Source organism: Teichococcus wenyumeiae (genome assembly GCF_003696345.1).
In the GTDB taxonomy this organism is placed as follows: Bacteria; Pseudomonadota; Alphaproteobacteria; order Acetobacterales; family Acetobacteraceae; genus Pseudoroseomonas; species Pseudoroseomonas wenyumeiae.
Window position 1 is genome coordinate 112,412 of record NZ_RFLX01000002.1, and the last position, 24,341, is coordinate 136,752.

Annotated in this window: 19 protein-coding genes and 1 tRNA gene; 14 read left to right on the top strand and 6 right to left on the bottom strand. The window is 70.9% G+C overall.

The features are described from left to right. Window positions 1–57: 57 nt before the first annotated feature. Window positions 58–1,746 (top strand): methyl-accepting chemotaxis protein, encoded by a 1,689-nt coding sequence (locus EBE87_RS03520; protein ID WP_120638544.1) that lies wholly within the window; start codon window positions 58–60, stop codon window positions 1,744–1,746. A gap of 144 nt (window positions 1,747–1,890) precedes the next feature. Continuing rightward, on the top strand, window positions 1,891–2,166 hold the full coding sequence (locus EBE87_RS03525; RefSeq protein ID WP_147426063.1) for a hypothetical protein: 276 nt from the start codon (window positions 1,891–1,893) through the stop codon (window positions 2,164–2,166). 129 nt (window positions 2,167–2,295) lie between these two features. Here the strand turns inward: EBE87_RS03525 and EBE87_RS03530 are convergent. The 3 genes from EBE87_RS03530 to EBE87_RS03540 form a co-directional block, all read right to left on the bottom strand. After that, a tRNA-Gln gene (locus EBE87_RS03530) sits at window positions 2,296–2,370 on the bottom strand. Beyond that, a complete protein-coding gene (locus EBE87_RS03535; protein WP_233553229.1) occupies window positions 2,361–3,263 on the bottom strand; it encodes a 4-(cytidine 5'-diphospho)-2-C-methyl-D-erythritol kinase in 903 nt (300 codons plus the stop codon). The genes EBE87_RS03530 and EBE87_RS03535 overlap by 10 nt, the downstream gene beginning before the upstream one ends. Before the next feature lie 10 nt (window positions 3,264–3,273). Next, complete coding sequence (locus EBE87_RS03540; protein WP_122139881.1) at window positions 3,274–4,995, bottom strand: tetratricopeptide repeat protein; 1,722 nt, start codon at window positions 4,993–4,995, stop codon at window positions 3,274–3,276. Window positions 4,996–5,186: 191 nt separating this feature from the next. Between EBE87_RS03540 and EBE87_RS03545 the strand changes: the two genes are divergently transcribed. Beyond that, window positions 5,187–5,699 carry a Tat pathway signal protein gene (locus tag EBE87_RS03545; RefSeq protein WP_120641178.1) on the top strand — a complete coding sequence of 171 codons (513 nt, stop codon included), beginning with the start codon at window positions 5,187–5,189 and terminating at the stop codon, window positions 5,697–5,699. Window positions 5,700–5,703: 4 nt separating this feature from the next. Here the strand turns inward: EBE87_RS03545 and EBE87_RS03550 are convergent, their stop codons facing one another. Then, window positions 5,704–7,335: an electron transfer flavoprotein-ubiquinone oxidoreductase gene (locus EBE87_RS03550; RefSeq protein ID WP_120641177.1), complete on the bottom strand. Its 1,632-nt coding sequence runs from the start codon at window positions 7,333–7,335 to the stop codon at window positions 5,704–5,706. A gap of 112 nt (window positions 7,336–7,447) precedes the next feature. Between EBE87_RS03550 and EBE87_RS03555 the strand changes: the two genes are divergently transcribed. The 8 genes from EBE87_RS03555 to EBE87_RS03590 all read left to right on the top strand — a co-directional run bounded on the left by EBE87_RS03555 (window position 7,448) and on the right by EBE87_RS03590 (window position 17,671). Further along, the gene (locus EBE87_RS03555) at window positions 7,448–8,311 is read left to right on the top strand and encodes a uracil-DNA glycosylase (protein WP_122139918.1); all 864 of its coding nucleotides are present in this window, start codon (window positions 7,448–7,450) and stop codon (window positions 8,309–8,311) included. A gap of 428 nt (window positions 8,312–8,739) precedes the next feature. Next, window positions 8,740–10,311 (top strand): lytic transglycosylase domain-containing protein, encoded by a 1,572-nt coding sequence (locus EBE87_RS03560; RefSeq protein ID WP_233553463.1) that lies wholly within the window; start codon window positions 8,740–8,742, stop codon window positions 10,309–10,311. A 196-nt stretch (window positions 10,312–10,507) separates the two neighbouring features. Next, window positions 10,508–13,030 carry a response regulator gene (locus EBE87_RS03565; RefSeq protein WP_120640847.1) on the top strand — a complete coding sequence of 841 codons (2,523 nt, stop codon included), beginning with the start codon at window positions 10,508–10,510 and terminating at the stop codon, window positions 13,028–13,030. 5 nt (window positions 13,031–13,035) lie between these two features. Then, window positions 13,036–13,419: a response regulator gene (locus EBE87_RS03570; protein WP_233553464.1), complete on the top strand. Its 384-nt coding sequence runs from the start codon at window positions 13,036–13,038 to the stop codon at window positions 13,417–13,419. Continuing rightward, complete coding sequence (locus tag EBE87_RS03575) at window positions 13,412–15,043, top strand: GGDEF domain-containing protein (protein ID WP_122139882.1); 1,632 nt, start codon at window positions 13,412–13,414, stop codon at window positions 15,041–15,043. Before EBE87_RS03570 ends, EBE87_RS03575 begins: the two co-directional genes overlap by 8 nt. Before the next feature lie 13 nt (window positions 15,044–15,056). Continuing rightward, the gene (moaB, locus tag EBE87_RS03580) at window positions 15,057–15,599 is read left to right on the top strand and encodes a molybdenum cofactor biosynthesis protein B (RefSeq protein ID WP_120637068.1); all 543 of its coding nucleotides are present in this window, start codon (window positions 15,057–15,059) and stop codon (window positions 15,597–15,599) included. A 131-nt stretch (window positions 15,600–15,730) separates the two neighbouring features. Continuing rightward, window positions 15,731–16,864, top strand: coding sequence for a PA0069 family radical SAM protein (locus tag EBE87_RS03585; RefSeq protein ID WP_120637067.1), 1,134 nt, complete (start codon window positions 15,731–15,733; stop codon window positions 16,862–16,864). Between the two features lie 72 nt (window positions 16,865–16,936). Then, entirely contained in the window at window positions 16,937–17,671 is a 735-nt protein-coding gene (locus EBE87_RS03590) for a DUF899 domain-containing protein (RefSeq protein WP_120637066.1), read from the top strand. A gap of 58 nt (window positions 17,672–17,729) precedes the next feature. On the opposite strand, the gene purD is transcribed toward EBE87_RS03590, so the two are convergent. Continuing rightward, window positions 17,730–18,998 (bottom strand): phosphoribosylamine--glycine ligase, encoded by a 1,269-nt coding sequence (gene purD / locus EBE87_RS03595; protein WP_120637065.1) that lies wholly within the window; start codon window positions 18,996–18,998, stop codon window positions 17,730–17,732. Window positions 18,999–19,147: 149 nt separating this feature from the next. On the opposite strand from purD, the gene xseA reads away from it, so the two are divergent. The 3 genes from xseA to EBE87_RS03610 are packed head-to-tail and all read left to right on the top strand — an operon-like array spanning window position 19,148 to window position 22,629. Next, window positions 19,148–20,689: an exodeoxyribonuclease VII large subunit gene (gene xseA / locus EBE87_RS03600; protein ID WP_120637064.1), complete on the top strand. Its 1,542-nt coding sequence runs from the start codon at window positions 19,148–19,150 to the stop codon at window positions 20,687–20,689. Continuing rightward, window positions 20,686–21,537, top strand: coding sequence for a M23 family metallopeptidase (locus EBE87_RS03605; protein WP_120637063.1), 852 nt, complete (start codon window positions 20,686–20,688; stop codon window positions 21,535–21,537). Before xseA ends, EBE87_RS03605 begins: the two co-directional genes overlap by 4 nt. Before the next feature lie 9 nt (window positions 21,538–21,546). Then, entirely contained in the window at window positions 21,547–22,629 is a 1,083-nt protein-coding gene (locus EBE87_RS03610; protein WP_120637062.1) for a helix-turn-helix transcriptional regulator, read from the top strand. Between the two features lie 6 nt (window positions 22,630–22,635). Here EBE87_RS03610 and EBE87_RS03615 read toward each other — a convergent pair whose 3' ends face one another. After that, a complete protein-coding gene (locus tag EBE87_RS03615) occupies window positions 22,636–24,294 on the bottom strand; it encodes a ribonuclease J (protein WP_120637061.1) in 1,659 nt (552 codons plus the stop codon). Between the last annotated feature and the right edge of the window lie 47 nt (window positions 24,295–24,341).

The window sequence follows — 24,341 nt, forward strand, 5'->3', positions numbered from 1 at the left end:
GAGGAGGCATTAATCCCCGCGACCTAAGCTGCGGCTTTCCAGCTTCTTGGGTCCACCATGTTCCAATTCCTTTTGCACCTCAGCATCCGCAACAAGATCCTGGCAGCCTTCTCGCTGGTGATGCTCTGCGCCATCGGCCTCGGCAGCTTCGCCGTGCTCCGCCTGGGCGATGTGAATGCCGCCGCGGCGGATGTCGCCACCAATTGGCTGCCTTCCAGCACCGTGCTCGGCGACCTCGCGATGGAATTCGAGAAGCTGCGCGCGCGGGAGTCGCAGATGCTGCTGCGGCAGGGCGACAAGGTCGCCGACTCGGTCAGGCTGGTGGAGGAGAGCACCCGGCTGGTCGAGGCGGCGCTGGCCGAATACCGGCCGATGATCTTGCCTGGTCAGGAAAGCCGGCTCGCCGCCGCCGTGGATAGCGCCTGGCGCCAGTACCAGGATGTTTCTCGCCAGATGGTGGCGGCCGTGCGGGCTGGTGAGCAAGCGCGGGCGACCGAGATGCTCTTCGGCCCCGCCAGCGCGGCGCTGGGCGGATTGCGCGATGCCATCGAGGCGGCGCGGAACTTCCAGATGACGGGCGGCAAGGCCGCCGGCCTGCATGGGCAGGAGCTGGGCGCCTCCGCGCAACTCTGGATCGTGGCGGCGATGCTGCTGGCGGCGCTGCTCAGCATCGCCACGGGCATGGCGGTGGTGCGCGGCGTCGCGGCGCCGGTCCTGGCGATGACGGCGGCGATGCGCCGGCTGGCGGAGCGAGACCTGGCGGCGCCGGTCCCCGGCACCGACCGGAGCGACGAGATCGGCGGCATGGCGGCGGCGGTGCAGGTCTTCAAGGACAGCATGATCGCCGCCGACCGCCTGAGCGCCGAGCAGGAAGCCAGCCGCACCGGGCGCGAGCAGCGTGCCGCGCAGGTGGACAAGCTGGTACGCGACTTCGAAAGCCGCGTGGGCAATATGGTGGGCATCCTGTCCTCCGCCTCGACGGAGCTGGAAGCCACGGCCCGCAGCATGTCCGCCACCGCGCAGCAAACCAATGCCCAGGCCGGCGAGGTGACCAATGCCGCATCGCTCGCCGGCGGCGGCGTGCAGACCGTGGCGGCGGCGGCGGAGGAACTGAGCGCCTCCATCGGCGAGATCAACCGGCAGGTGACGCAGGCTTCCGGCGTGGCCGGCATGGCGGTGGAACGGGCGCGCCAGACGGATGTGACGGTGCGCGCCCTGGCCGAGGGCGCCAGCAAGATCGGCGAGGTGGTGGGCCTGATCACCTCCATCGCCGGCCAGACCAACCTGCTGGCGCTGAATGCCACCATCGAGGCGGCGCGGGCGGGCGAGGCCGGCAAGGGCTTCGCCGTGGTGGCCAGCGAGGTGAAGAGCCTGGCGCAGCAGACCAGCAAGGCGACGGAGGAGATCAGCGCCCAGATCGGCCAGATCCAGGCCGCGACGCAGGAGGCGGTGAACGCCATCCAGGGCATCACCGCCGCCATCGACGACATGAGCACCATCACCACCACCATCGCGGCGGCGGTGGAGGAGCAGAGCGCCGCAACGGGCGAGATCGCCCGCACGGTGCAGCGCACGGCGGAGGCGACGGATGCGGTGTCGCGCAACATCGGCGCGGTCAGCCGCAATGCCAATGACACCGGCGCCGCCGCTTCCCAGGTCCTGGCCGCCGCCGGGGAACTGTCGCGCCAGTCCGAACAGCTGACCGGCGAGGTGACCAGCTTCGTCGGCCAGGTGCGCGCCGCCTGAGGGGTGGCGGGCGGTGCGAAGGCCCAGGATAACGGCCCCCGCACCCGGTCATCCCCAGGTTCCCCCGTAATCCCCGCTTTTCCGCCCTGGCGGCGGGGCCCGGCGACGGACACAGTCGGCGCAGACATCATGGGGGGCTTGGAGATGGACAACCGCCAGACTGGCATCCGCGTGACGCTGCAGGGTGCCGACGACGTCGCCGTGGAAGCGGCGGCCGAGGAACTGAAGCAGCGCCTGGGCTCCCGCTTCGCGGTTCTCACCCGCCGGCGGCGGCGTGACGGATCGGAACTGGTCCTGACCGCCACCCTGATGGCGAGCACGACCGCCAGCGTCGATGCCGCCGCGACGGACCTGATCGACCTGATCTACGCGCATCAGGCCCGCGAAGGCCGTGAGCCGCCGCGCCGGGACGCGGCCTGACCACCAGCCCCGGCCACCAGGGTGGCGCGAAGGGCGCCCCGCTGGCGGCGTCAAGCCATGACCGGCACAGGCCACCAGGCATCCGCCTGATGGTGGAAGTCTGGCCGGCTGCTTGTCAGGAAAACCGGGTGGTTGGGGCGCCAGGATTCGAACCTGGGAATGGCGGTACCAAAAACCGCTGCCTTACCGCTTGGCTACGCCCCACCGGCCAGCGCTGAATAGGCGGGCCAAGGGGGATTCGTAAAGCCCCCTCCCCACCGCCACCATGCTTCCGGCAGCATCGCCGCCGCGCTTTTTGCACTTTCGGCATCCGGAAACAGCGCGAAGCAGGTGGCGCCGGAGCCGCTCATCCGTGCCAGCAGGCAGCCGGGCAAAGCCGCCAGCGCCGCCAGCACCTCCGCCACCGGGGGGCAGAGGCCGATGGCGGCAGCTTCCAGGTCGTTGCGGCAGGCGGCGAGGCTGCGGGCCATGGCACCGGCATCGGCCCACCCGTCCGGCAGCGCGGCGGGCGGCGTGAAATCGCCCTGGCGCGCGCGGAACACCGCCGGGGTGGGCAGCGGCAGGCGCGGATTGGCCAGCACGATGCCGCATTCCGGCATGGCCGGCGCGGCGGAAAGGATCTCGCCCACGCCCTGCATCCGCCTCGCGCGGTTCTCCAGGCAGACCGGCACATCCGCTCCCAGGCGGGCGGCCAGCTCCGCCAGGGTTTGCGGCGCGGTGTTCAGCCCCCAGGCGCGGTCCAGCAGCCGCAGCGCCGCCGCCGCATCGGCCGAGCCGCCGCCAATGCCGGAAGCTACCGGCAGGTTCTTCTCCAGCCGCAGCAGCCCGGTGGGGGCGATGCCGGCGGCCTCGGCCAGCAGGCGCGCGGCGCGCAGCACCAGGTTATCCGGCTCGGCGGCCAGGGCGGCGCCCTCCGTGCCTTCCAGCGTCAGGGTCAGCGCCCCGGCCGGCTCCAGCCGCAGCCGGTCGCCGGCGCCGGCGAAGGCCACCAGGGAATCGAGCAGATGGTAGCCGTCCGCCCGCCGCCCGGTGACATGCAGATAGAGGTTCACTTTCGCCGGGGCGGCTTCCCACCCGGCCAGGGAGAGGCTGTTCAAGGCTGGCGGGTCAAGGCTGGGCGGGGTTCGGCTGGCGCTCGCGCAGCTTGGCCTCGATGCGCGGCCCTTCATCCGGCTCGGGGTCGGAGATCAGGGCGCGACGCCACTGGTACACGGCCTCGCTCTGCCGGCCGGTGGCCCAGTAAACGTCGCCCAGGTGGTCGTTGATGGTGGAATTGCGCGACTCCAGCTCCACCGCCTTTTCCAGCCATTTGGTGGCCCCGGGCAGGTCGCCCAGCTTGAACAGCGCCCAGCCCAGGCTGTCGGCGATATTGCCGTCCTCCGGCCGCAGCGCCATGGCGCGCTCCAGCATCTGCCGCGCCTCGGTCAGGTTCTCGCCCCGCTCCACCCAGCTATAGCCGAGGTAGTTCAGGACATAGGGCTGCTCCGGCGCCAGCGTCAGCGCGCGCTTGAAATCGGCCTCGGCGCGCGGCCACTGGTTGGAACGCTCCAGGGAAATGCCGCGGGCATAGAGCAGCGGCCAGCCATTCGGCCCCATTTCCCCGGCGCGGGCGATGGCGGTGTCATAGGCTTCCACCGCCTCGGCATAGCGTTGCCGTGCGCGCAGCAGGTCACCCAGCCTCGCCATGGGTTGCGGCGATTCGGGCCGCGCCTGGGCCAGGCTGGCCAGGGTGGCCATGGCTTCCTCGGGCCGGTCCAGCTGGTCCAGCAGGGTGGCGCGGCGCAGCGTCACCAGGGGCAGCAGCGGGTCGTCCGGCGCCACTTCCCCCAGCACCGCCAGGGCGGCTGCGGCATGTTTCTCGCCGGCCAGGGACTCGGCGGCCACCAGCATGGCGGGGGCGAAATCCGGCCGCAGGCGCAGCGACAGGCGCGCCAGCAGCAGCGCCAGTTCCGGCCCGCCCTGCCCGCGCAGCGCGGCGGCCAGGGCCAGCTCGGCTTCCGCCATGCCTTCCACGGCGGAGGCCACAGCGCGCTCCTGCAGGATGCGGCGGCGGACGGAAGGGGTGCCCAGCATGGCGAGGTCGTCGGTGCCGGTGGAGATGCTTTCCACCAGCTTCATCGCCTCGGCCTCCTTGCCGGCGCGGCCCAGGATGCCAGCGGCGATCTGCACCAGCCGCAGGTTCACCTCCGGCGTATTGGCCAGCGCCACGCGGATCAGCCGGTCGGCTTCCTTCGGCTTGTTGCCGAGGTCGGCGATCATGGCCGCGTGCAGCGCCGCGATGCCGCTGAGGCGAGAGCCCTCGACCGTCGGCTTCAGCGTCGCCAGGGCGGCATCGGTATTGCCGCGCCCGGCCTGGGCCCAGGCCAGCAGCAGCGGCTGCAACACCTGCCCGGCCCCCTGGCGGGCCATGCCGCGCAGCCGCGTCTCGGCGCGTTCCCAGCGGCCGGCCATGGCGTCGGCGCCGGCCAGCAGCAGCGCCGCCACCTCGCTGTCCGGCATTCGCCGCGCCACCCGCACGGCCTCGGGCCGGCCATCCAGCACGGTGGCCAGGAAGGCGCGGTTGATCACCTCGGGCTCGTCCGGCGCCAGGCGCAGCGCCTCCAGCAGCCAGTTGGCGGCGGCGGCCGTGTCGGATTCGTTGCTGGCGAAGCGGCCGGCCAGATAGGCGCCGCTGGCGGTCGGGCGCAGCCCGGCCTCCCCGGTGGCCGGGGCTGAGGCGGGCGCGGGGGCGGCGGAGGCGCCCGGCCAGGGCAGCCCGCCGGCCGCGGTGCCGGACAGCAGGGCCAGAGCCAGCAGCGCGGCGCGGCGGGAAGGGATGAGAGCGAGCATGGCCCGCAGGTTAGAGCCAATTCCCGGCGGCTGGGAACGCCCCACGCACGCGCGCCCGCTGGAATGAAGCCGCGCCTCCCCGCTGGCGCTCATGCGCCGCGCGGGGCCGGAAACACTATGATACGGTGCCGCCGCGTTCATGCTTCAGGATGATGGCGGAGACTCCGCCATGCCGTGCAACGGAGGACCTCATGCGACCGCTTCTGCTGGCCCTGACGCTGCTGACCGGCCTGTCCGCCACCCCGGCCCTGGCGCAGAACCGCTTCTGGCTGGTCAACCAGGCCGGCCTGGCCATCGAGCATGCCTACGTTTCGCCCTCCCGCCTCTCGGACTGGGGCAACGACATCCTGGGCGGCACGCGGGTGGGGCCGGGGGAGCAGGTGCGCGTCTCACCCGCCGCCAAGGACTGCGTCCTCGACATCAAGGTGGAATACGAGGGCGGGCAGGCGGAGGAGAAGATGGAGGTGGATGCCTGCCGGCTGGACCAGGTCATCTTCACCAACCCCAGCGGCCGGGCGGAAGGCCCTGGCGGCACCGCCCGGGGCCTCCATGCCTCCCCTGCCCCTCTGCTGCATGGGCCGGGGATGGCACTGGCCGGTCAGGCCGGCTTCGCCACGAATACCAGCGAGGCCTTCGCAGACCGCCGGGCGCAGGAGCGACGCCATGTCGCCGCCCGCGGCCAGCCGGAGACCGCCTGGCCCTGAGGCGCTACATGCCGCCGATGTAGTTGGGGCCGCCCGCGCCTTCCGGCGTGCACCAGTCGATGTTCTGGTCCGGGTCCTTGATGTCGCAGGTCTTGCAGTGGACGCAGTTCTGCGCGTTGATCACCAGGCGCGGATCGCCTTCCTCCGCCCCCACGGCCTCATAGACCGCCGCCGGGCAGTAGCGGCTCTCGGGCGAGCGGAAGCGGTCCCAGTTCACCGGCTTCCAGAGCGAGGGGTCGCGCAGCTTCAGATGCGCCGGCTGGTCTTCCTCGTGGTTGGTGTTGGAGAGGAAGACGGAGGACAGCCGGTCGAAGGTCAGCACGCCATCCGGCTTGGGGTAGCTGATCTTCTGGCACTGGTCCGCCGGCTTGGTGGCCTTGTGGTCGGTGTGGTGCGCCAGGGTCCAGGGCGCCTTGCCGCGGAACACATAAGTCTCCACCGCCGCGTTCAGCATGCCGCCCCAGAAGCCCCACTTGGCGAAGCCGGGGCGGATGTTGCGCACCTCCTGCAGCTCCGGCCAGACCCAGCTCTCGCGCAGCGCGGCCGGATAGGCATCCAGCACCGCCGGCGCTTCCTCCGGGCCCTGGGCCAGGGCGGCGGCGGCGGCCTCGGCGGCCAGCATGCCGCTCTTCATGGCGGTATGGGTGCCCTTGATCTTGGGCACGTTCAGGAAGCCCGCCGAATCCCCGATCAGCGCACCGCCGGGGAAGACCAGCTTCGGGATGGACTGGAAGCCGCCCTCGTTCAGCGCGCGGGCGCCATAGGCCACGCGCTTGCCGCCCTCCAGGATAGCGCGGAAGGCCGGATGGGTCTTGAGGCGCTGGAACTCATCGAAGGGCGAGAGCCAGGTATTGGGATAATCCAGCCCCACCACGAAGCCGATCGAGACCAGGTTCTCCCCGAACATGTAGAGCCAGGAGCCGCCATAGGTGTCGGATTGCAGCGGCCAGCCGGTGGAATGCAGCACCTTGCCGGGGGTGTGCTTCTCCTTCGGGATTTCCCACAGCTCCTTGATGCCGAGGCCATAGGTCTGCGGCTGCGCGCCCTCGCGCAGGTTGTACTGCGCCATCAGCTTCTTGGTCAGCGAGCCGCGGCAGCCCTCGCCGAACAGCGTGTAGGTGGCGCGCAGCTCCATGCCGGGCTGGAAGTTCGGGCCTTCCTCGCCCTCCCGCGTGATGCCCATGACGCCGGCGACGACGCCGCGCACCCGGCCATCCTCGACGATGGTCTCGGAGGCCGCGAAGCCCGGATAGATCTCGACGCCCAGCGCCTCGGCCTTGGCGCCCAGCCAGCGGCAGACATTGCCGAGGGAGACGATGTAGTTGCCGTGGTTGTGCATATGCGGCGGCGTCGGCAGCTTATGCGCCTTGGTCGCCGTCAGGTACAGGAAGCTGTCCTCGCCCGCCGGGGTGGTAAGCGCCGGCGGGTCTTCCCGCCAGTCCGGCAGCAGCTCGTCCATCGCGCGCGGCTCCAGCACCGCGCCGGACAGCGTGTGGGCGCCCACTTCGGAGCCCTTCTCCACCACGCAGACCGCCATGTCGGGAGATATCTGCTTCAGGCGGATCGCCGCCGCCAGCCCGGCCGGGCCCGCGCCGACGATCAGCACGTCGAATTCCATACTCTCCCGCTCGGTCATTCTCTGTCCCTCTTGAATTGTATTCTCAGTATCCCGCCCGCCCCGGCTTAGCCGGATCAAGGGCCCTGCGGAACCCTTGCGCAAACCCCGCAGGCCGGCCGATATGCCACCCATGACCCCCGCCCCGCCCAGCCCAGCGGAAGCCGAGACCGCCGCCCTGCTGGCGGCGCTGCGCCTGCAACTGGACTGGGGCGCCGACGAGGCCCTGGCGGACCTGCCGCTGGACCGCCTGGCCGCGCCGCCGCCGCCAGCCGCCCTGCCCGCCGCGGCGCCACAGCCCTCCGCCCCCCAGGCGCCCGCCGTCCGCCCGCGCCGCGCCGCCGCCGTGCTGCCCCTGCCCGCCGCCGCCACCGCCGCCAGCCTCGCCGCCGGCGCCCACAGCCTGGAGGCGCTGCGGGAGGCCATGGCGCAGGTGGACACGCCGCTGCGCGAGACGGCGACCAACCTGGTCTTCGCCGATGGCCAGCCTGGCGCGCCCATCATGCTGCTGGGCGAGGCCCCCGGCGCCGACGAGGACCGCCAGGGCAGGCCCTTCGTCGGCGTGTCCGGCCAGTTGCTGGACCGCATGCTGGCAAGCATTGGCCTCGACCGCCATGCACCAGAAATGCAAAACAGCTTTTACATCAGCAATATCTTGCCGTGGCGCCCGCCCGGCAACCGCACCCCCACGGATGCCGAGATCACGCTCTTCCTGCCCTTCGTGCTGCGCCACATCGCCCTGGCGCGGCCGCAGCGGCTGGTGCTGCTGGGGGGTGTCTCCGCCAAGTCGCTGCTAAGGGTGAAGGACGGCATCACCCGCCTGCGCGGCCGCTGGCATGACCTGCCGACCGATGCCGGCACCCTGCCCGCCCTGCCCACCTGGCACCCGGCCTATCTGCTCCGGAATCCGGCGGCCAAGCGCGACTCCTGGGCCGACCTGCTGTTGTTGCGCCGCAGCATCGAATCGGGCTCTCATGGTGCGGCGCGACAAGACTAAACAAAAAGTGACGAAACTTCGGCCCCGAAACTGCTGTTAATCCTGCCCTCCGTCTCGATACATGGATTTATCCCGGTAATCGGAGTTGCCCCGCATGGTAGAAGGCCGGTATCGCCTTCACCGCCATGCAAGCGATCTACCCCATGGCCCTGCGCCGCGCCCGTCATGCCCTTCTGGGCCTCGGTGTCGCAGCGACGTCCACTTTCGGCGTTCAGGCGCCGGCTGTGGCGAAAGGGGCCGGAGAGACCGCCCCCGTCGAACGGGCGATGAGCCTGCCCAGACCTTCCCTCCGTAACGGAGTGGCGGGGCTGCCGCAGGTTCTGGCCCCCTCGGACGCCGCGCGCCTTGCGCGGGTGTTCGAGTCTCAGGCGCGGGGAGATTTTGCCACTGCCACTCGTGAGGCCGAGCGTCTGGATGACCGCCGGCTGATGGGCCATGTCCTGGCCGACCGTTGGCTGCGCCCGGGCGGGCCGGAACCCTCCCTGCCCGAGCTGTCGAGCTGGCTGGCCGAGTATTCCGACCATCCGGAAGCCGTCCAGGTCCATGCGCTGCTGCGCCGCCGCCTGCCGCAGGGCGCGCCGCAGCCGCCGGCCCCGCCGGACAATTCCCTGGCCGCCGACGCCGAGACAGTGCCGGAGGAAAGCGACCCCGGCAGCCGCACCGTGCAGCGCGATGCCCGGCTGGACCGCACCGTTCGCTCGCGCGCCTCGGATGGCGATGTCGATGGCGCCCTGGCGACCATCAGCCGCGGCGCCAGTGGCACCTATGCCGCGCTGCTGCAGGGCGAGGTGGCGCTGGCGCTCTTCCACCAGGCGCGGGACGAGGATGCCTTTCGCCTCGCCGCCGAGGTGGCCAAGCAGAACCCCAACATCGCCCATCCCGCCTTCGTGGCCGGGCTCTCCGCCTGGGGCCTGGGCCGCCCTGACCGTGCCCTGGCGCATTTCGAGGCCGCGGCGCGTGCCGAGATCGGTCCGCCCGCCCTGCGCGCCGCCGCCGCCTTCTGGACGGCGCGCGCGGCGGTCCGCACACGCCGGCCGCAGCTTTATGTCCCCTGGATGCTCCAGGCGGCGCAGGAGCCGCGCACCTTCTATGGCCTGATCGCCCGGCGCGTGCTGGGCCTCGCCCCCGGCTTCGCCTGGGACCGCGAGGTGACCGGCGAGGCCGAGGGCGTCGCCCTGGCCGAGACCGCCGCCGGCTGGCGTGCCCTGGCGCTGCTGCAGATCGGCCAGCGGGACAGGGCGGAAGCCGAGTTGCGCCGCCTCTGGCCCATCGCGCAGAACAATCCCAGCCTGTCCGGCGCCATGCTGGCCGTGGCGCGGGATGCCGGGCTGACCGACCTCACCGCCCAGGTGGCGGCGCTGGCCCAGACCACCGACGGCCGCCCGCGCGACTACGACCGCTTCCCCATGCCGCCGCTGAAGCCCTCCGGCGGCTTCAGCGTGGACCCGGCGCTGGTCTATGCGCTGGCCTTGCAGGAATCGCGCTTCGATGCCCGCGCCGTTTCCCCGGCCGGCGCGCGGGGCCTGATGCAGATCATGCCGGCGACGGCGGCCTATGTGGTCGGCGACTCCAGCCTGCGCGGCAACGGCATCGGCCGGCTGAACGATCCTTCGTTCTCGCTGGATGTGGCGCAGCGTTACCTTCACATGCTGGTGACGCATGATGTGGTGGATGGCGACCTGATCCGCGTGCTGGCCGCCTATAACAATGGCCCCGGCAATCTGGCGCGCTGGGCGCCGGCAGCGGCGCATCGCGACGACCCCTTCCTGTTCATCGAGGCCATCCCGGTGGGCGAGACACGGGCTTACGTGCAGCGCGTCCTGGCTTATTCCTGGATCTATGCCAGCCGGCTGGGCCTTCCCGCCCCCAGCCTCGATGCGCTGGCGCGTGGCGATTTTCCGCGCTTTCACCCGCAGGGCGAAGGCTTCGGCACGCGCATGATGACGGCCGGCAATGGCCGCGCCGATCCACCAGGGCTGCGCCGCACCGCTGCCCGCTGACCAGGCAGGAACCCGCCGGCCATGTCGGCGGGTTCCTGTTATGCCAGGAAGATTTCGTTGCGCGTTAAATTATAAACCCACAGTGCAACATTCTCCTTGGTTGCACCGTAAAATCGATCGTGCATAGTCCGGCGCTCGACCGAGACCCTCAGCGCATTTCCGCGCCCGGGGCCTTGCCACACGAGGTCCGTGAATCATGGCAAGACGCTATGCCAGAATACGCGCTGTCACCCTGGCAGGCGCTCTCACGCTGTTGCTGGGCCTGGTGGTGGGCGGCGCGACTTGCTGGTGGGTTCTCGCCGATGGCGTCACCCAGCGGAACATGGTCAGCCATACCCATGCGGTGATCGAGACGCTGCTGGAAGCCCGGGCCGGCGTGATGGAGTCGGTCGGCGAGCGGAACCAGGTGCTGACCACGGGCAGCGGGGAGAACCCTAATCTTGACGCGGCGCTGGAGCGTACCCGCAACCTGACCACCAACCTGCGCCAGATGGTCGCGGACAGCCCGGTGCAGAGCCGGCGCGCCGCCGCCTTCGAGGATGCGCTGGACCGCCTGGTGATGCAGTTGCAGCACTCGGTGGAGGAGCAGCGCCAGGGCGCGCAGCAGGACCTGACCGAACTGGTGCGTGAAGCCGGGCAGGCGAGGCGCAGGCTGCAACAGATGTGCGACGAGATGATCGCGCATGAGCGCGCCCTGCTCGCCTCCCGCACCCAGGAAGCCAGCACCACGGTGGGGCGGCTGACCTGGCTCTTCGGCGGGCTACTGGCCCTTGCCCTGACTTCCGGCGGGCTCGCGCTGCTGGCGCTCCATCGCTACCTGCGCGGCAGCGTGGAGCGTTACCAGGCGCTGGAACGCTCCCAGCACGCAATCGAGGCCGCCCACGCCGCCCTGACGGAAAGCCAGCGGCGGCTGCGCTCCATCCTGGACCATGCGCGCGACCCGATCCTGCTGGTGGATTCGCGCAACGAGATCGCGATGGCCAATGTCGCCGCCAGCCAGCAGTTCGACCTGCCCGCCGCGGAGATGGTCGGCCGCCCCATCCAGGATTTCGTGCCGGCTTATGGCGCACGCTCCGGCGAGGTGACGGCGCTGCGCCCGGATGGCAGCAGCTTCCCCGCCGAGATCTCGGTGGGCGGCTATGTGGACGCCGAGGGCAACGCCTCGGTCTGCGTGCTGCGCGACGTGACGGAGCGGCGGCGGCTGGAACAGCTGAAAAGCGAATTCGTCTCCACCGTCAGCCATGAACTGCGCACGCCGCTGACCTCCATCCGCGCCTCGCTGGGGCTGGTGGTGGGGGGCGTGGCCGGCGAGCTGTCGGAAGAGGTGCGCGAGCTGCTGGAGATCGCGCACAACAACAGCGAGCGGCTGGTGCTGCTGGTCAACGACATTCTCGACATGGAGAAGATCGAGAGCGGCCGCCTGGAATTCCGGCGGGAGCGGCAGGATGCCCGCCGCCTGCTGGAACAGGCGGTGGAGGCCAACCGGGCCTATGGCTCCCAGTTCGGCGTCGGCTTCGCGCTGCAGGTGGAGGAGGCGGGGGATGCCGCCGTCTACGCCGATGCCGCCCGCATCCAGCAGGTGCTGGCCAATCTGCTCTCCAATGCCGCCAAGTTCTCGCCCCAGGGCAGCACGGTGGAAGTCTCGCTGGCCTCGGATGCCGGCAGCGTCACCTTCTGCGTGCGCGACCACGGCAAGGGCATCCCGCCCGAGTTCCACGACCGCATCTTCCAGCGCTTCGCGCAGGCGGATTCCTCGGATGTGCGGCAGAAGGGCGGCACCGGCCTTGGCCTGTCCATCAGCAAGGCCATCGTGGAGCACCATGCCGGCGCCATCGGCTTCGAGGATGCCGCCGATGGCGGCACCACCTTCTGGTTCACCCTGCCCCGCCTGGCGGAGCGCCTGACGCGCCTGCCGGCGGCCGAGGCCTCTGCCTATGGCCAGGGCCGCCGCCGTGCGCTGGTGGTGGAGGATGATGCCGACGTGGCGCTGCTGCTCAGCCGCATCCTGGGCCAGCATGGCTGGGACAGCGAGGTGGCGCAGAATGCCGCCGAGGCTTTCGAGAGCCTGGACCGCGCCCATTTCGACGCCATGACGCTGGACCTGATGCTGCCGGACGAGGACGGGCTTTCACTCTTCCGCCGCCTGCGCCAGCGGCCGGATGGCCGGGCGCTGCCCGTGATCGTGATCTCCGCCACCGCCGAACGCGGCAAGGTGCAGCTCAATGGCGATGCCGTGGGCGTGGTGGACTGGCTGGACAAGCCGATCGACCAGTTCCGGCTGCGGGAGGCGCTGCGGCAGGCGCTGCACGCCTCCGACCGCCCCGCCCGCATCCTGCATGTGGAGGATGACCAGGACATCCTGCGCGTTGTCTCGGCCGTGATGGGCGACGAGGCGGAGATGATCGCCGCCCGCAGCCTGACGGATGCGCGGACCATCCTGTCGCGCGACCATAATTTCGCGCTGGTGATCGTCGATGTCGGCCTGCCGGATGGCAGCGGCCTGGACCTGCTGGCCGAGATGCGCAACCTGCCGAAGCCGCCGCCGGTGCTGATCTTCTCGGCCAGCGACTACGACCCCGCCACGGCGCGCCATGTCGCGGCCTCCCTGGTCAAGAGCCGCACGGCCAACCACGAGTTGCACGACACCATCCGCCACCTGATCGAGAGCCTGCCGCCCAAGCCGGTGCCGCAGGCGGCATCCCGGGAGAACCAGCCTTGAGCGATATGCCGCTGAGCCGCATCCTCTATGTCGAGGACGATGCCGATGTGCGGAAGGTGGCCACCTTCGCGTTGAAGATGGTGGGCAAGTTCACCGTGGAGCCCTGCGCCTCGGGCGAGGAAGCGCTGGCGAAGGCGGTGGCCTTCGCGCCGCAGCTGCTGCTGCTGGACGTGATGATGCCGGGCATGGACGGCCCCACCACCCTGGCCCGGCTGCGGGAGCTGCCGGAGATCGCCGATGTGCCGGCCGTCTTCATGACCGCCAAGGTGCAGCCGCAGGAGGTCAGCCGCTACCGCGAACTGGGCAGCCTGGACGTGATCTCCAAGCCCTTCGACCCGATGACCCTGGCGGCCTCGGTGCGCGGCATCTGGGAGCGCCGCAATGGCTGACGCCGCCCAGGACGAGATCCGCGACGCGCTGCGCCGCCTGCGCGCCGAGGGTGTGCAGAGGCTGGGCGAGCGGGTGGACGAGGTGGTGGCCGGCTGGGCCAGCCTGGCCGCCCGCCCCGCCTGGGACGAGGATGCGCGGCAGGGCGCCCGCAGCCTGGCCGCCGCCGCGCACCGGCTGGCCGGCGCCGGCGGCACCTTCGACTTTCCCGCCATCTCCGCCGCCGCCGCCCCGCTGGAAGTGATGCTGATGGGCCTGGGCGATGGCGGCGCCGACCGTGCCGAGCAGATCGGCCAGACCACGCAGCTGGTGCAGGCGGTGCACGAGGCCTGGATGGCCGGCCCCACCGCGCGCGGCGCGCCGCAGGCCGAGGCCACCGTGGCGCGGGAGCAGGAAGGGGCCGAGGCCATCTTCCTCTTCGCCCTGCCGCCGGAGATGGCGGCGCTTTCCGCCGTGGTGGGCAACCTGGGCTATCCGCTGGAGCAGGTGGCGGGGCTGGCGGGGCTGGCCGCCGAGCCGCAGCGCCGGCTGACCGCCGCCGTGGTGGATGACAGCCTGCCCGACGCGCTGGAGATCTGCGCCGCGCTGTCCGGCCGCTGCCCGGTGATCCTGCTGGCCGAGCAGGGCAGCTTCCCGGTCCGCCTGGCCGCCGCCCGTGCCGGCGTCGCCGCCGTGGTGGCCAAGCCGCTGGAGGTGAACGAGCTGGCGGACTGGCTGGACCATTTCGCCGGCCAGGGCGGGGATGCGCGCTATTCCATCCTGGTGGTGGACGACGACCCGCTGCTGGCCGAGGCCTATGCCCTGGCACTGCGCCGCGCCGGCATGGTGGTGACGCTGGTCAGCGACCCTTCCCGCGCCATCGATGCCCTTTCCGCCGCCCAGCCGGACCTGATCCTGATGGATGTGCAGATGCCGGGCGTGGATGGCATCGAGCTGGCGCGGGTGATCCGCCAGACCCGGCGGCATCTGTCGGTGCCCATCGTCTTCCTCTCGGCCGAGCAGGATACCGGGCGGCAGATCCTGGCCCGGCGGCTGGGCGGCGACGACTTCATCCCCAAGCCCGTGGACCTCGACCGGCTGGTGACGCTGGTGCGGCTGCGGGCGGAGCGCGCGCGCTCGCTGCGCGCCGTGATGGAAAGCGACAGCCTGACCGGCCTGCTGAACCACGCCCGCTTCAAGGAGCGGCTGGCGCTGGAGCTGGAGCGCGCCCGGCGCGACAAGACCGAGCTCTGCCTCGCCATCATCGACCTCGACCACTTCAAGTCGGTCAACGACAACCATGGCCACCTGGTGGGGGACCGGGTGATCCGCGGCCTGGCGCGCAGCCTGCAGAAGCACCTGCGCCGTACCGATGTGGTGGGCCGCTACGGCGGGGAGGAATTCGCCGCCCTACTGCTGGGCACCCCGCCCGCCGCCGCCGCCTCGCTGATGAGCCGCATCCGCGAGCGTTTCTCCGCCACGCCCTTCGATGGCGCCCAGGGCCCCTTCGGCGTCACCTTCAGCGCCGGCATCGCCAGCAGCACCCGGCACCCAGAGGCGGAGGCCTTGATTTCCGCCGCCGATGCCTGCCTCTATGCCGCCAAGCGCGCGGGACGGAACCGGGTGAACTGGGACGCCTGCCCCTAGGAGCGAGCCCCCCATGCCGATCGACGAGAGCCTGACCTTCCTGCCCGTCAACATCGCCATCCTGACGGTGTCCGACACCCGCGACCTGTCCACCGACAAGTCCGGCCAGCTGCTGGCGGACCGCGTGGCGGCGGCCGGGCACACGGTGCATTCCCGCCGCATCGTGCGGGACGAGGCCGATGCCATCGAGGCCGTGCTGCGCCGCTGGGTGGCGGACCCGGAGGTGGATGTCGGCATCACCACCGGCGGCACCGGCATCACCGGCCGCGACGTGACGCCCGAGGCCTTCTCCCGCGTGCTGGAAAAGGAGATCACCGGCTTCGGGGAGCTGTTCCGCATGCTCAGCTACCAGAAGATCGGCACCAGCACGATCCAGTCCCGCGCCATCGGCGGCGTGGCGGGCGGCACCTACCTGTTCGCCCTGCCCGGCTCCTCCGGCGCGGTGCGGGACGGGTGGGACGATATCCTGCGCTTCCAGCTCGACATCCGCCACAAGCCCTGCAACTTGGTGGAGCTGATGCCGCGCCTGCAGGAGCACCTGAAGGCCGGCGCCTGAGCCGGCCAGGCCGATGTTCCTGATGTGATCTGGAATCAGCGGACAGGCCATTAACCAATCGTTCTGTCGATGTTCTTGACTCCCGCCCCCCGCCGGCGCCAGGATCGGCCCGAACGAACGGGGAACGCGGCATGCCGGAAGGCAGCTTCCACGACGCCTCCGCCCTGTTGCCCGGTGCGCGCAAGGGGCGGGGCGCCATCACCAATCCCGCCATCCGCTTCGACCGCCACAACACCGTGGCCTTCGACGATGGCTGGGACACCCTGGAAGACGAGGCGGCCGACCTGCCGCCGCTCGCCACCACCCTGATCCGCGACAGCAGCCGCACGGCGCTGGCCTGGAACAAGTCGCCCGACATCGGCTTCGACCGCTCCATCAACCCTTACCGGGGCTGCGAGCATGGCTGCGTCTATTGCTTCGCGCGGCCGACGCATGCCTATCTCGGCTTCTCGCCCGGCCTGGATTTCGAAACCAAGCTGCTGTTCAAGCCGCAGATCGCGGAACTGCTGGAAGCGGCGCTGCGCAAGCCGGGCTACACCGCCGCGCCGGTGGCGCTGGGCTCCAATACCGACCCCTACCAGCCGGTGGAGCGGACGCTGAAGCTGACCCGCGCGGTGCTGGAAGTGCTGGAACAGTTCAGCCACCCCGTCACGGTGGTCACGAAATCCGCTGGTGTGCTGCGGGATATCGACATCCTCTCCCGCATGGCGGCGCGCGGGCTGGCGCGGGTCTGCCTCTCCGTCACCACGCTGGATGCCAAGCTGGCGCGGAGCCTGGAGCCGCGCGCCTCCACCCCCGAGCGGCGGCTCGATGCCATCGCGCGGCTGGCGGAGGCCGGCATCCCGGTGGCGGTGCTGGCGGCGCCGATGATCCCGGCGGTGAACGACATGGAGCTGGAGCGCATCCTGGAACGCGCCGCCAGCCAGGGCGCCGACCGTGCCGGCTATGTGCTGCTGCGCCTGCCGTTGGAGCTGGGCGAGATCTTCGAGGCCTGGCTGCACCAGCACATGCCCGAGCGCGCCGCCAAGGTGATCGCCCTGGTACGCCAGACCCGGGGCGGCGAGACCTATGACAGCCGCTTCGGCCAGCGCCAGACCGGCAGCGGCCCATATGCCGAGATGCTCAACCGCCGCTTCCAGGTGGCGGTGAAGCGGCTGGGGCTGGACCGCACCCAGCAAGGCCATACCGGCCCGGAAGGCTTGCGGTCCGACCTCTTCAACGTGCCGGACCGGCCGGGCGAGGCAAAGCAGCTCTCCCTGTTCTGACGGAGCACCAGGAAGCGCGCCGCCACGCCGAAAAGGTTGATATCAAACCATAAAGCGAGGAGGACCGTGCCCATGATCCCTCATGCCGTTGTTTCCCGCGAAGAATGGCACGCCGCCCAGGCGGCGCATCTGCGGCGCGAGAAGGAGCTGACCCGCCTGCGCGACCAGGTGCTGGCCGAGCGCCGCGCCCTGCCCTGGCTGCGGGTGGACAAGCCTTACCGCTTCGAGACGCCGCAGGGGCCCACGGACCTCGCCGGCCTGTTCGGCGGCCGCAGCCAGCTCATCGTCTACCATTTCATGCTGGCGCCGGGCTGGGAGGCCGGCTGCGTCGGCTGTTCCTTCCTGGCGGATCATTTCGACGGCACCGTGGCGCATCTGAACAGCCGGGATGTCAGCTTTGCCGCCGTCTCCCGCGCACCGCTGGCGGAGATCGAGGCCTATCGCGCCCGCATGGGCTGGCGCTTTCCCTGGGTGTCCTCCTTCGGCAGCGACTTCAACCATGACCACCAGGCCACCTTCACGCCGGAGGAGCTGGCCAGCGGCCAGGTCTTCTACAACTTCCGCATGACCCCCTCGGCCGAGGCGCATGACGAGTTGCACGGCCTCAGCGTCTTCGTGCGGGACGAGGCGGGCGCGGTCTTCCGCACCCATTCCTCCTATGCCCGTGGCAACGAGGACATGCTGACCACCTTCATGCTGATGGACCGCACCCCCAGGGGCCGCAACGAGGAAGGCACCATGAGCTGGGTCCGCCGCCACGATGAATACGCGGGCGCGGCTTCGGCCACGCCCTCCTGCTGCGGCTGAACGTCCATCCCGTTGCTCCACCCCCCGCCCCTTTTCGGGGCGGGAGACGAGGATCGGGCTAAAGCGCGCGCCAGCCGATGTCGCGGCGGCAGAAGCCTTCCGGCCAGCGGATGGCATCCACGGCGGCATAGGCGGCGTCGCGCGCCTGTTGCAGGGAGGCGCCGGTGCCGGCCACGCCCAGCACCCGCCCGCCGGTGGAAACCAGCGCGCCATCCTCCCGCCGTGCCGTGCCGGCATGGAAGACCTGGGCGCCAGGGATGCGGGCGGCATCCTCCAGCCCCTCGATCACGGTGTTCTTCACATAGCTGCCGGGATAGCCCCGGGCGGCCATCACCACCACCATCGCGGCCTCATTGGACCAGCGGAGGGAGAAGCGGTTCAGTTCCCCGTCGCAGGCGGCGACCAGGGCGGCCAGCAGGTCCGATTGCAGGCGCAGCATCAGCACCTGGCATTCCGGGTCGCCGAAGCGGACATTGAACTCGATCAGCTTCGGCCCGGCCTCGGTCAGCATCAGGCCGACAAAGAGCACGCCGCGGAAGGGCGTGCCGCGCTTCGCCATTTCCGCCAGCGAAGGACGCACGATACGATCCATCACCTCGGCTTCCAGCGCCGGGGTGAAGGCGGGCGGTGGGGAATAGGCGCCCATGCCGCCGGTATTGGGGCCGGTATCGCCGTCACCGACCCGCTTGTGGTCCTGGGCGGCGGCCATGGGCAGCGCCGTGGTGCCGTCGCAGAGCGCGAAGAAGGAGACCTCCTGCCCCAGCAGGCATTCTTCCAGCAGGATGCGCGCGCCGGCCTCGCCATGGACGCGGCTTTCCATGATATCGGCGATGGCGGCCTCGGCCTCCTCCACCGTCTGCGCCACCACCACGCCCTTACCGGCGGCGAGGCCATCGGCCTTCACCACGATGGGCGCGCCCTTCTGGCGCAGATAGGCGCGGGCGGCCTCGGCATCCTCGAACTGCGCCCATTCGGCGCCGGGCACGCCGGCGGCGGTGGTCACCTCCCGCGTGAAGGTCTTGCTGCCCTCCAGCTTCGCGGCGGCGGCGGAGGGGCCGAAGCAGCGCAGCCCGGCCTCCGCGCAGGCATCGGCCAGGCCCAGCGTCAGCGGCGCCTCCGGCCCCACCACCACCAGGTCCACCGCGTTCCGCTTCGCGAAATCCACCAGCGCCGGCACATCCTCCGCGCCGATGGCCACGCATTCGGCCAGCTCGGCGATGCCGGCATTGCCGGGGGCGCACCAGAGCTTGGTCAGCAGGGGCGAAGCCGAGAGCGCCCAGGCCAGGGCATGTTCGCGGCCGCCGCCGCCCACCAGAAGCACCTTCATCGCAGCAAAACCCCTCTCGGCATCCGGGGGCAGCCGCTAGCATGGCCGGGCGCCTCCGTCAGCCCTGATGACACCGGCTGGCCGGTCCTCGATCTGTGACTGCTGCCGGAACTCGCCAGCCGCCCGCCGTCGCATCATACTGGGAAACGATGGATACCGACGCCGAAGCGCCGCCGCGCAGCAATACCCCCGAGTTCACCGTCTCCGAGATCAGCGGTGCCATCAAGCGTACCCTGGAAGGGGAGTTCGGCCGCGTCCGGGTCAGGGGCGAGATCACCGAGCTGAAGGCCTATCCTTCCGGCCATATCTACATGGCGCTGAAGGACGAGGGCGCGAAGATCCGCGCCATCATTTGGCGCTTCGCCGTGCCGCGCCTCACCCTGAAGCCAGAGAACGGGGTGGAGGTCATCGCCACCGGCAAGGTCTCCGCCTATGGCGAGCGCTCGGACTACCAGCTCATCATCGACCGGCTGGACTATGCCGGAGAGGGCGCGCTGCTGGCCCGCGTCGAGGCCCTGCGCAAGAAGCTGGGCGCCGAGGGGCTGTTCGACGAGGCCCGCAAGCGCCCCCTGCCCCGGCTGCCGCGCGTCATCGGCGTGGTATCCTCCGAGAAGGGCGCGGTGATCCAGGATATCCGCACCACGGTGGCCCGGCGCTTCCCCAGCCATATCCTGCTCTGGCCGGTGCCGGTGCAGGGCCAGGGGGCGGCGGAGCAGATCGCCGCCGCCATCGAGGGCTTCTCCCGCCTGCCGCCGCACCTGCCGCGCCCCGATGTCATCATCGTCGCGCGCGGCGGCGGCAGCCTGGAGGACCTGATGGCCTTCAACGAGGAGATCGTGGTCCGCGCCGCCGCCAATTGCCCCATCCCGCTGATCTCGGCGGTGGGGCATGAGACGGATACCACGCTGATCGACTTCGCCGCCGACCGCCGCGCCCCCACCCCCACCGCCGCCGCCGAGCTGGCGGTGCCGGCGCGGGCGGAGCTGATGGCGATGCTGGACCAGACCTCCGCCCGCCTGCTCTCCTGCGGCCAGGCCACGCTGAACCATGCCCGGCTGCGCCTGTCCCGCGTGGAAGCCCGGATGCCGGACCTGCCTGGGTTGGTCGGCGCCGCCCGCCAGCGGCTGGACGACCGCGCGGAGCGGCTGGGCCTGGCCCCGGTGGCGCTGCTGCACCGCAAGCGTGCCGCGCTGGATGCCGTCGCCCCGCGCCTGCCGCATCCACGCGAAACCCTGGCCGGGCACCGCCACGCCCTGGCGCAACTGGAAACCCGGGCCACGGGCGCGCTGCACCGGCTGACGCAGCAGGGCCATACGACCCTGGCCCGCATCCCGGACGCCGCCGCCGCCTTGCGCCGCATGGTGGACCAGCGCCATGCCCGGCTGGCCCGGCTGCCGGACCCCGCCGCCGGCATGGCGGCCCGGTTACGGGAGGCGCGGCTGCATCTTTCCGGCCTCGGCGCCCGGCTGGAAGGCGCTTCCTATCAGGGGGTGCTGGCGCGCGGTTTTGCCCTGGTGCGGACGGAGGAAGGGCATCCCGTCACCGCCGCCGCAGCCGTGGCACCCGGCGCGAGGCTGGCCATCACGCTGCAGGATGGCACGCTGGGCGCCACCGCCGATGGCATGCCGCCACCGCCGCCGCCGAAGCGCGCCCGGCCTGCCCCCAACCCCGAACAAGGATCCTTGCTGTGACCGCCCGCCGACAGTTCCTGCTTCTGCCGGCCTTGCTGGCTGCCCTGCCCTCCTGCGCCCAGCCGGTGGCCGCGCCCCGCACCGCCGTCGCCGCCACCCCTGCGCTGGAGATCGGGCCAGATGGCCTCAACCAGGGCGGGCTGGCGCTGGGGCGCGTGGCGCCGGGCAGCCGCGTGACGTTGGACGGCAAGCCGGTGCAGGTGGCGCCGGATGGCCGCTTCGCCATCGGCTTCGGCCGCGATGCCGGGCCGCAGGCGCGGCTGGCCGCCACCGCCCTCGGCGGTGCCACCGAGACGCGCGAGCTGGCCATCGCGAAGCGGGACTGGGATGTGCAGCGGCTGACCGGCCTGCCGCAGGCCATGGTTTCCCCCAACGCGCAGCAGCTCGTCCGCATCAATGCCGAGCGCAAGCGGCTGGCGGCGGTGCGGGCGGTGAACAGCGACCTTCCCTTCTTCGCCGAGCCCTTCATCTGGCCCGCCCGCGCCCGCATCAGCGGCGTCTATGGCAGCCAGCGCATCCTGAACGGCGAGCCCCGCGCGCCGCATCTGGGCCTGGATATCGCCGCCCCCACCGGCACGCCGGTGGCGGCCATGGGCGGCGGCCGCGTGCTGCTGGCCATGCCGCTTTATTTCACGGGAAACACGGTGATCCTGGACCACGGCCACGGCGTTACGACCCTGTACGCCCATCTCTCCGCCATCGACGTGCGCGAAGGCGAGGCCGTGCAGCAGGGACAACGGATTGGGGCTGTCGGCGCCACCGGACGGGTAACCGGGCCGCACCTTCATCTTGGGCTGAGCTGGTTGTCCACCGCGCTGGACCCCGCGCCGGTGCTGCCAACCATGTAGGAGCAGGGCATGGAGCGGCTGACGGACCTGATCTACGACGCTGCGCTGGACCCGTCCGGATGGCAGCGGGTGTTCGAGGCGCTGAGCGCGCTGGCCGAGGCGCGCGGCACCGTCATGTACAATATCGGGCAAGGCCCGGCCCGCTTCCTGCACTCCCCCTCCATGACGGAGGTGGTGCAGGACTCCATCCGAACCGGCGCCATGGCGCACAACAACCGGATCACGCGCTGGGTGGCGCAGAACCACGCCGGCTTCCTGGGCGACCAGCATCTCTTCACGCCGGAGGAACTGGCGACCAGCCTGCACCACCATGAGTTCCTGCACCGGCACGGCCTGGGCTGGTGTGCCGCCGCGCTGATCATCCCGCCTGCCGGCGACCGGCTGATGGTCACCATCGAGCGTGACCGCGAGGCCGGGCCTGTCCCCAACGAGGTGATCGCCAAGCTGGACATCCTGCGGCCGCATCTGGCGCGCGCCGCGCTGCTGTCGACACGACTGCGGCTGGAGCGCACCACTGCCGCCGTCTCGGCGCTGGAACTGCTCGGGTCACCGGCTGCCGTGCTCTCCGCCTCCGGGCGCAGCCTGGCGATGAATACGTTGATGGCGGAACTGGTTCCTGGCGTGCTGCAGGACCGGCAGGAACGCCTGGTGATCAGCGACCGGCTGGCCGACCTGGCCCTTGCCAGCGCCTTGCTGGCCATGCGCAGCGAGGCCCCGGGCCTCCCCCGTTCCATCCCCCTGCCTGCTACGGAGGAACGGCCGCCCATGGTGGCGCATCTGGTGCCGATCCGGGGCAAGGCGCGGGATGTCTTCACCAGCGCCATGGCAATGCTGGTGCTGACGCCGGTTCAGCATGGCACCGTGGTGGCCGCCGAGGTCATCCAGCGGCTTTTCGACCTCACCCCGGCCGAGGCCCGGGTGGCGCATGGGATCGCCGCTGGCCGCACGGCGGAGGAACTGGCGCGCGGCCTGAACATCTCGGTCGAGACGGTGCGCAAGCATATCGCTGCCGTGCTGACCAAGACCGGCCTGCCGCGGCAGGCGGCGCTGGTGGGGCTGCTGGCCGGCAGCGCCCCACCAGGGCTGGGCTGAGCGGGCCTACACCCGCAGCAGATGCACCTCGACGCTGGGGCGCTTGCGCAGCCGGCGGCCCAGCGCCTTGCGCAACGCGGCCCGCGCCGCCTCGCGCAGCGTATCGTCCTCGGCCCGCAGATTGGCCGGTAGTTCCGTCACGCTGCGCGCCAGATCGGCCGCGATCTGCTCGGGTTCATGATCGGTGTGATCGAACAGGCCGGGGGCGGAAACCTTGGGGGTGCCCAGCACGCGGCCATTGCCGTCCACGGCCAGCGAGGCGACGACGATGCCGTTGAAGAGCATCTTGCGGCGCGCGCCCAGCACGGGGCCTTCCAGCGGCAGCAGGCGCTCGCCATCCACCACCAGGCGGCCGGTCGGCACGCCTTCCACCACATCCGGCATCTCATTGGCGCTGAGCGGGGCGAGGCGCAGCATGTCGCCATCCTCGACCAGCACCGGGGTGCTGCCCATCTCGCGCGCCAGGGCGGCGTGTTCCTGCAGGTGGCGCCATTCGCCATGCACCGGCACCGCGAAGCGCGGCTTCACCAGCGAGTAGAGCTTGCGGATCTCGTCGCGGCAGGCGTGGCCGGTGACATGGACCACATGGTCCTCCGCCGTCATCACGTGGCAGCCGCCGCGCGCCAGCTCGTCCTGCATGCGCAGCACGGCCTTCTCGTTGCCCGGGATCATGCGGGAGGAGAAGATGACCGTATCGCCCTCGCCCAGCGAGATGCGCGGATGCGTGTCTGCGGCGATCTTGGCCATGGCCGAGCGCTGCTCGCCCTGGCTGCCGGTGCAGATGATCAGCAGTTCGTTGTCCGGCAGGTCGTCCGCCTCATCCTCGGAGATGAAGGGCGGCACGTTCTGCAGATAGCCGCATTCGCGCGCCGAAGCCTCGGCATTGCGCAGGCTGCGGCCGAAGAGCGCCACGCGCCGCCCGACCTGCTTGGCCGCCAGCGCGATGGATTCCACGCGCGCCACATTGGTGGCGAAGCAGGTGATGGCCACGCGCCCCTTCAGCGGCCGCAGCAGCGGCACCAGGTTGCGGCGCACCTCGGCCTCGGAGCCGGAATGGCCTTCCACCATGGCATTGGTGCTGTCGCAGACCATGGCCAGCACGCCTTCCTGCCCCAGCTTGGCGAAGGCATCGAGGTCGGCCGGCTCGCCGATCAGCGGCTCGGGGTCCAACTTCCAGTCGCCGGTATGCAGCACGGTGCCATAGGGCGTGCGGATGGCGATGGACTGGGATTCCGGCACCGAATGGGTGACGCGGATGAAGCTCAGGTCAAAGGGCCCGAGCTGGAAGCGGCCGCCGAGCGGGATGGTGTGCAGCGGCACCTGGTGCAGCAGATTGGCTTCCGCCAGCTTCCGCCGCAGCACCGAGGCCGCGAAGGGTCCGGCATAGACGGGGCAGCGGAGCTGCGGCCAGAGATGCGCGACGGCGCCGATATGGTCCTCATGCGCATGGGTGATGACAAGACCCACCAGCTTGTCGCGCCGCTGCGCGAGCCAGGCGGGGTCGGGGGTCATCACCTCGGCTTCAGGATTGTCGTTGCCGCCGAAGCCGATGCCGCAGTCGATGGCCAGATACTGTCCGTCGCAGCGGTAGGCATTGAGATTCATGCCTATCTCCCCCGCCCCGCCAAGCGGGATGAAGGCTAGGTCACCAGTGATCAGGGTCATTGAGTCTCACAGTCAGAGTTAATCGATTCTTACGGTCTGGGCGGAGC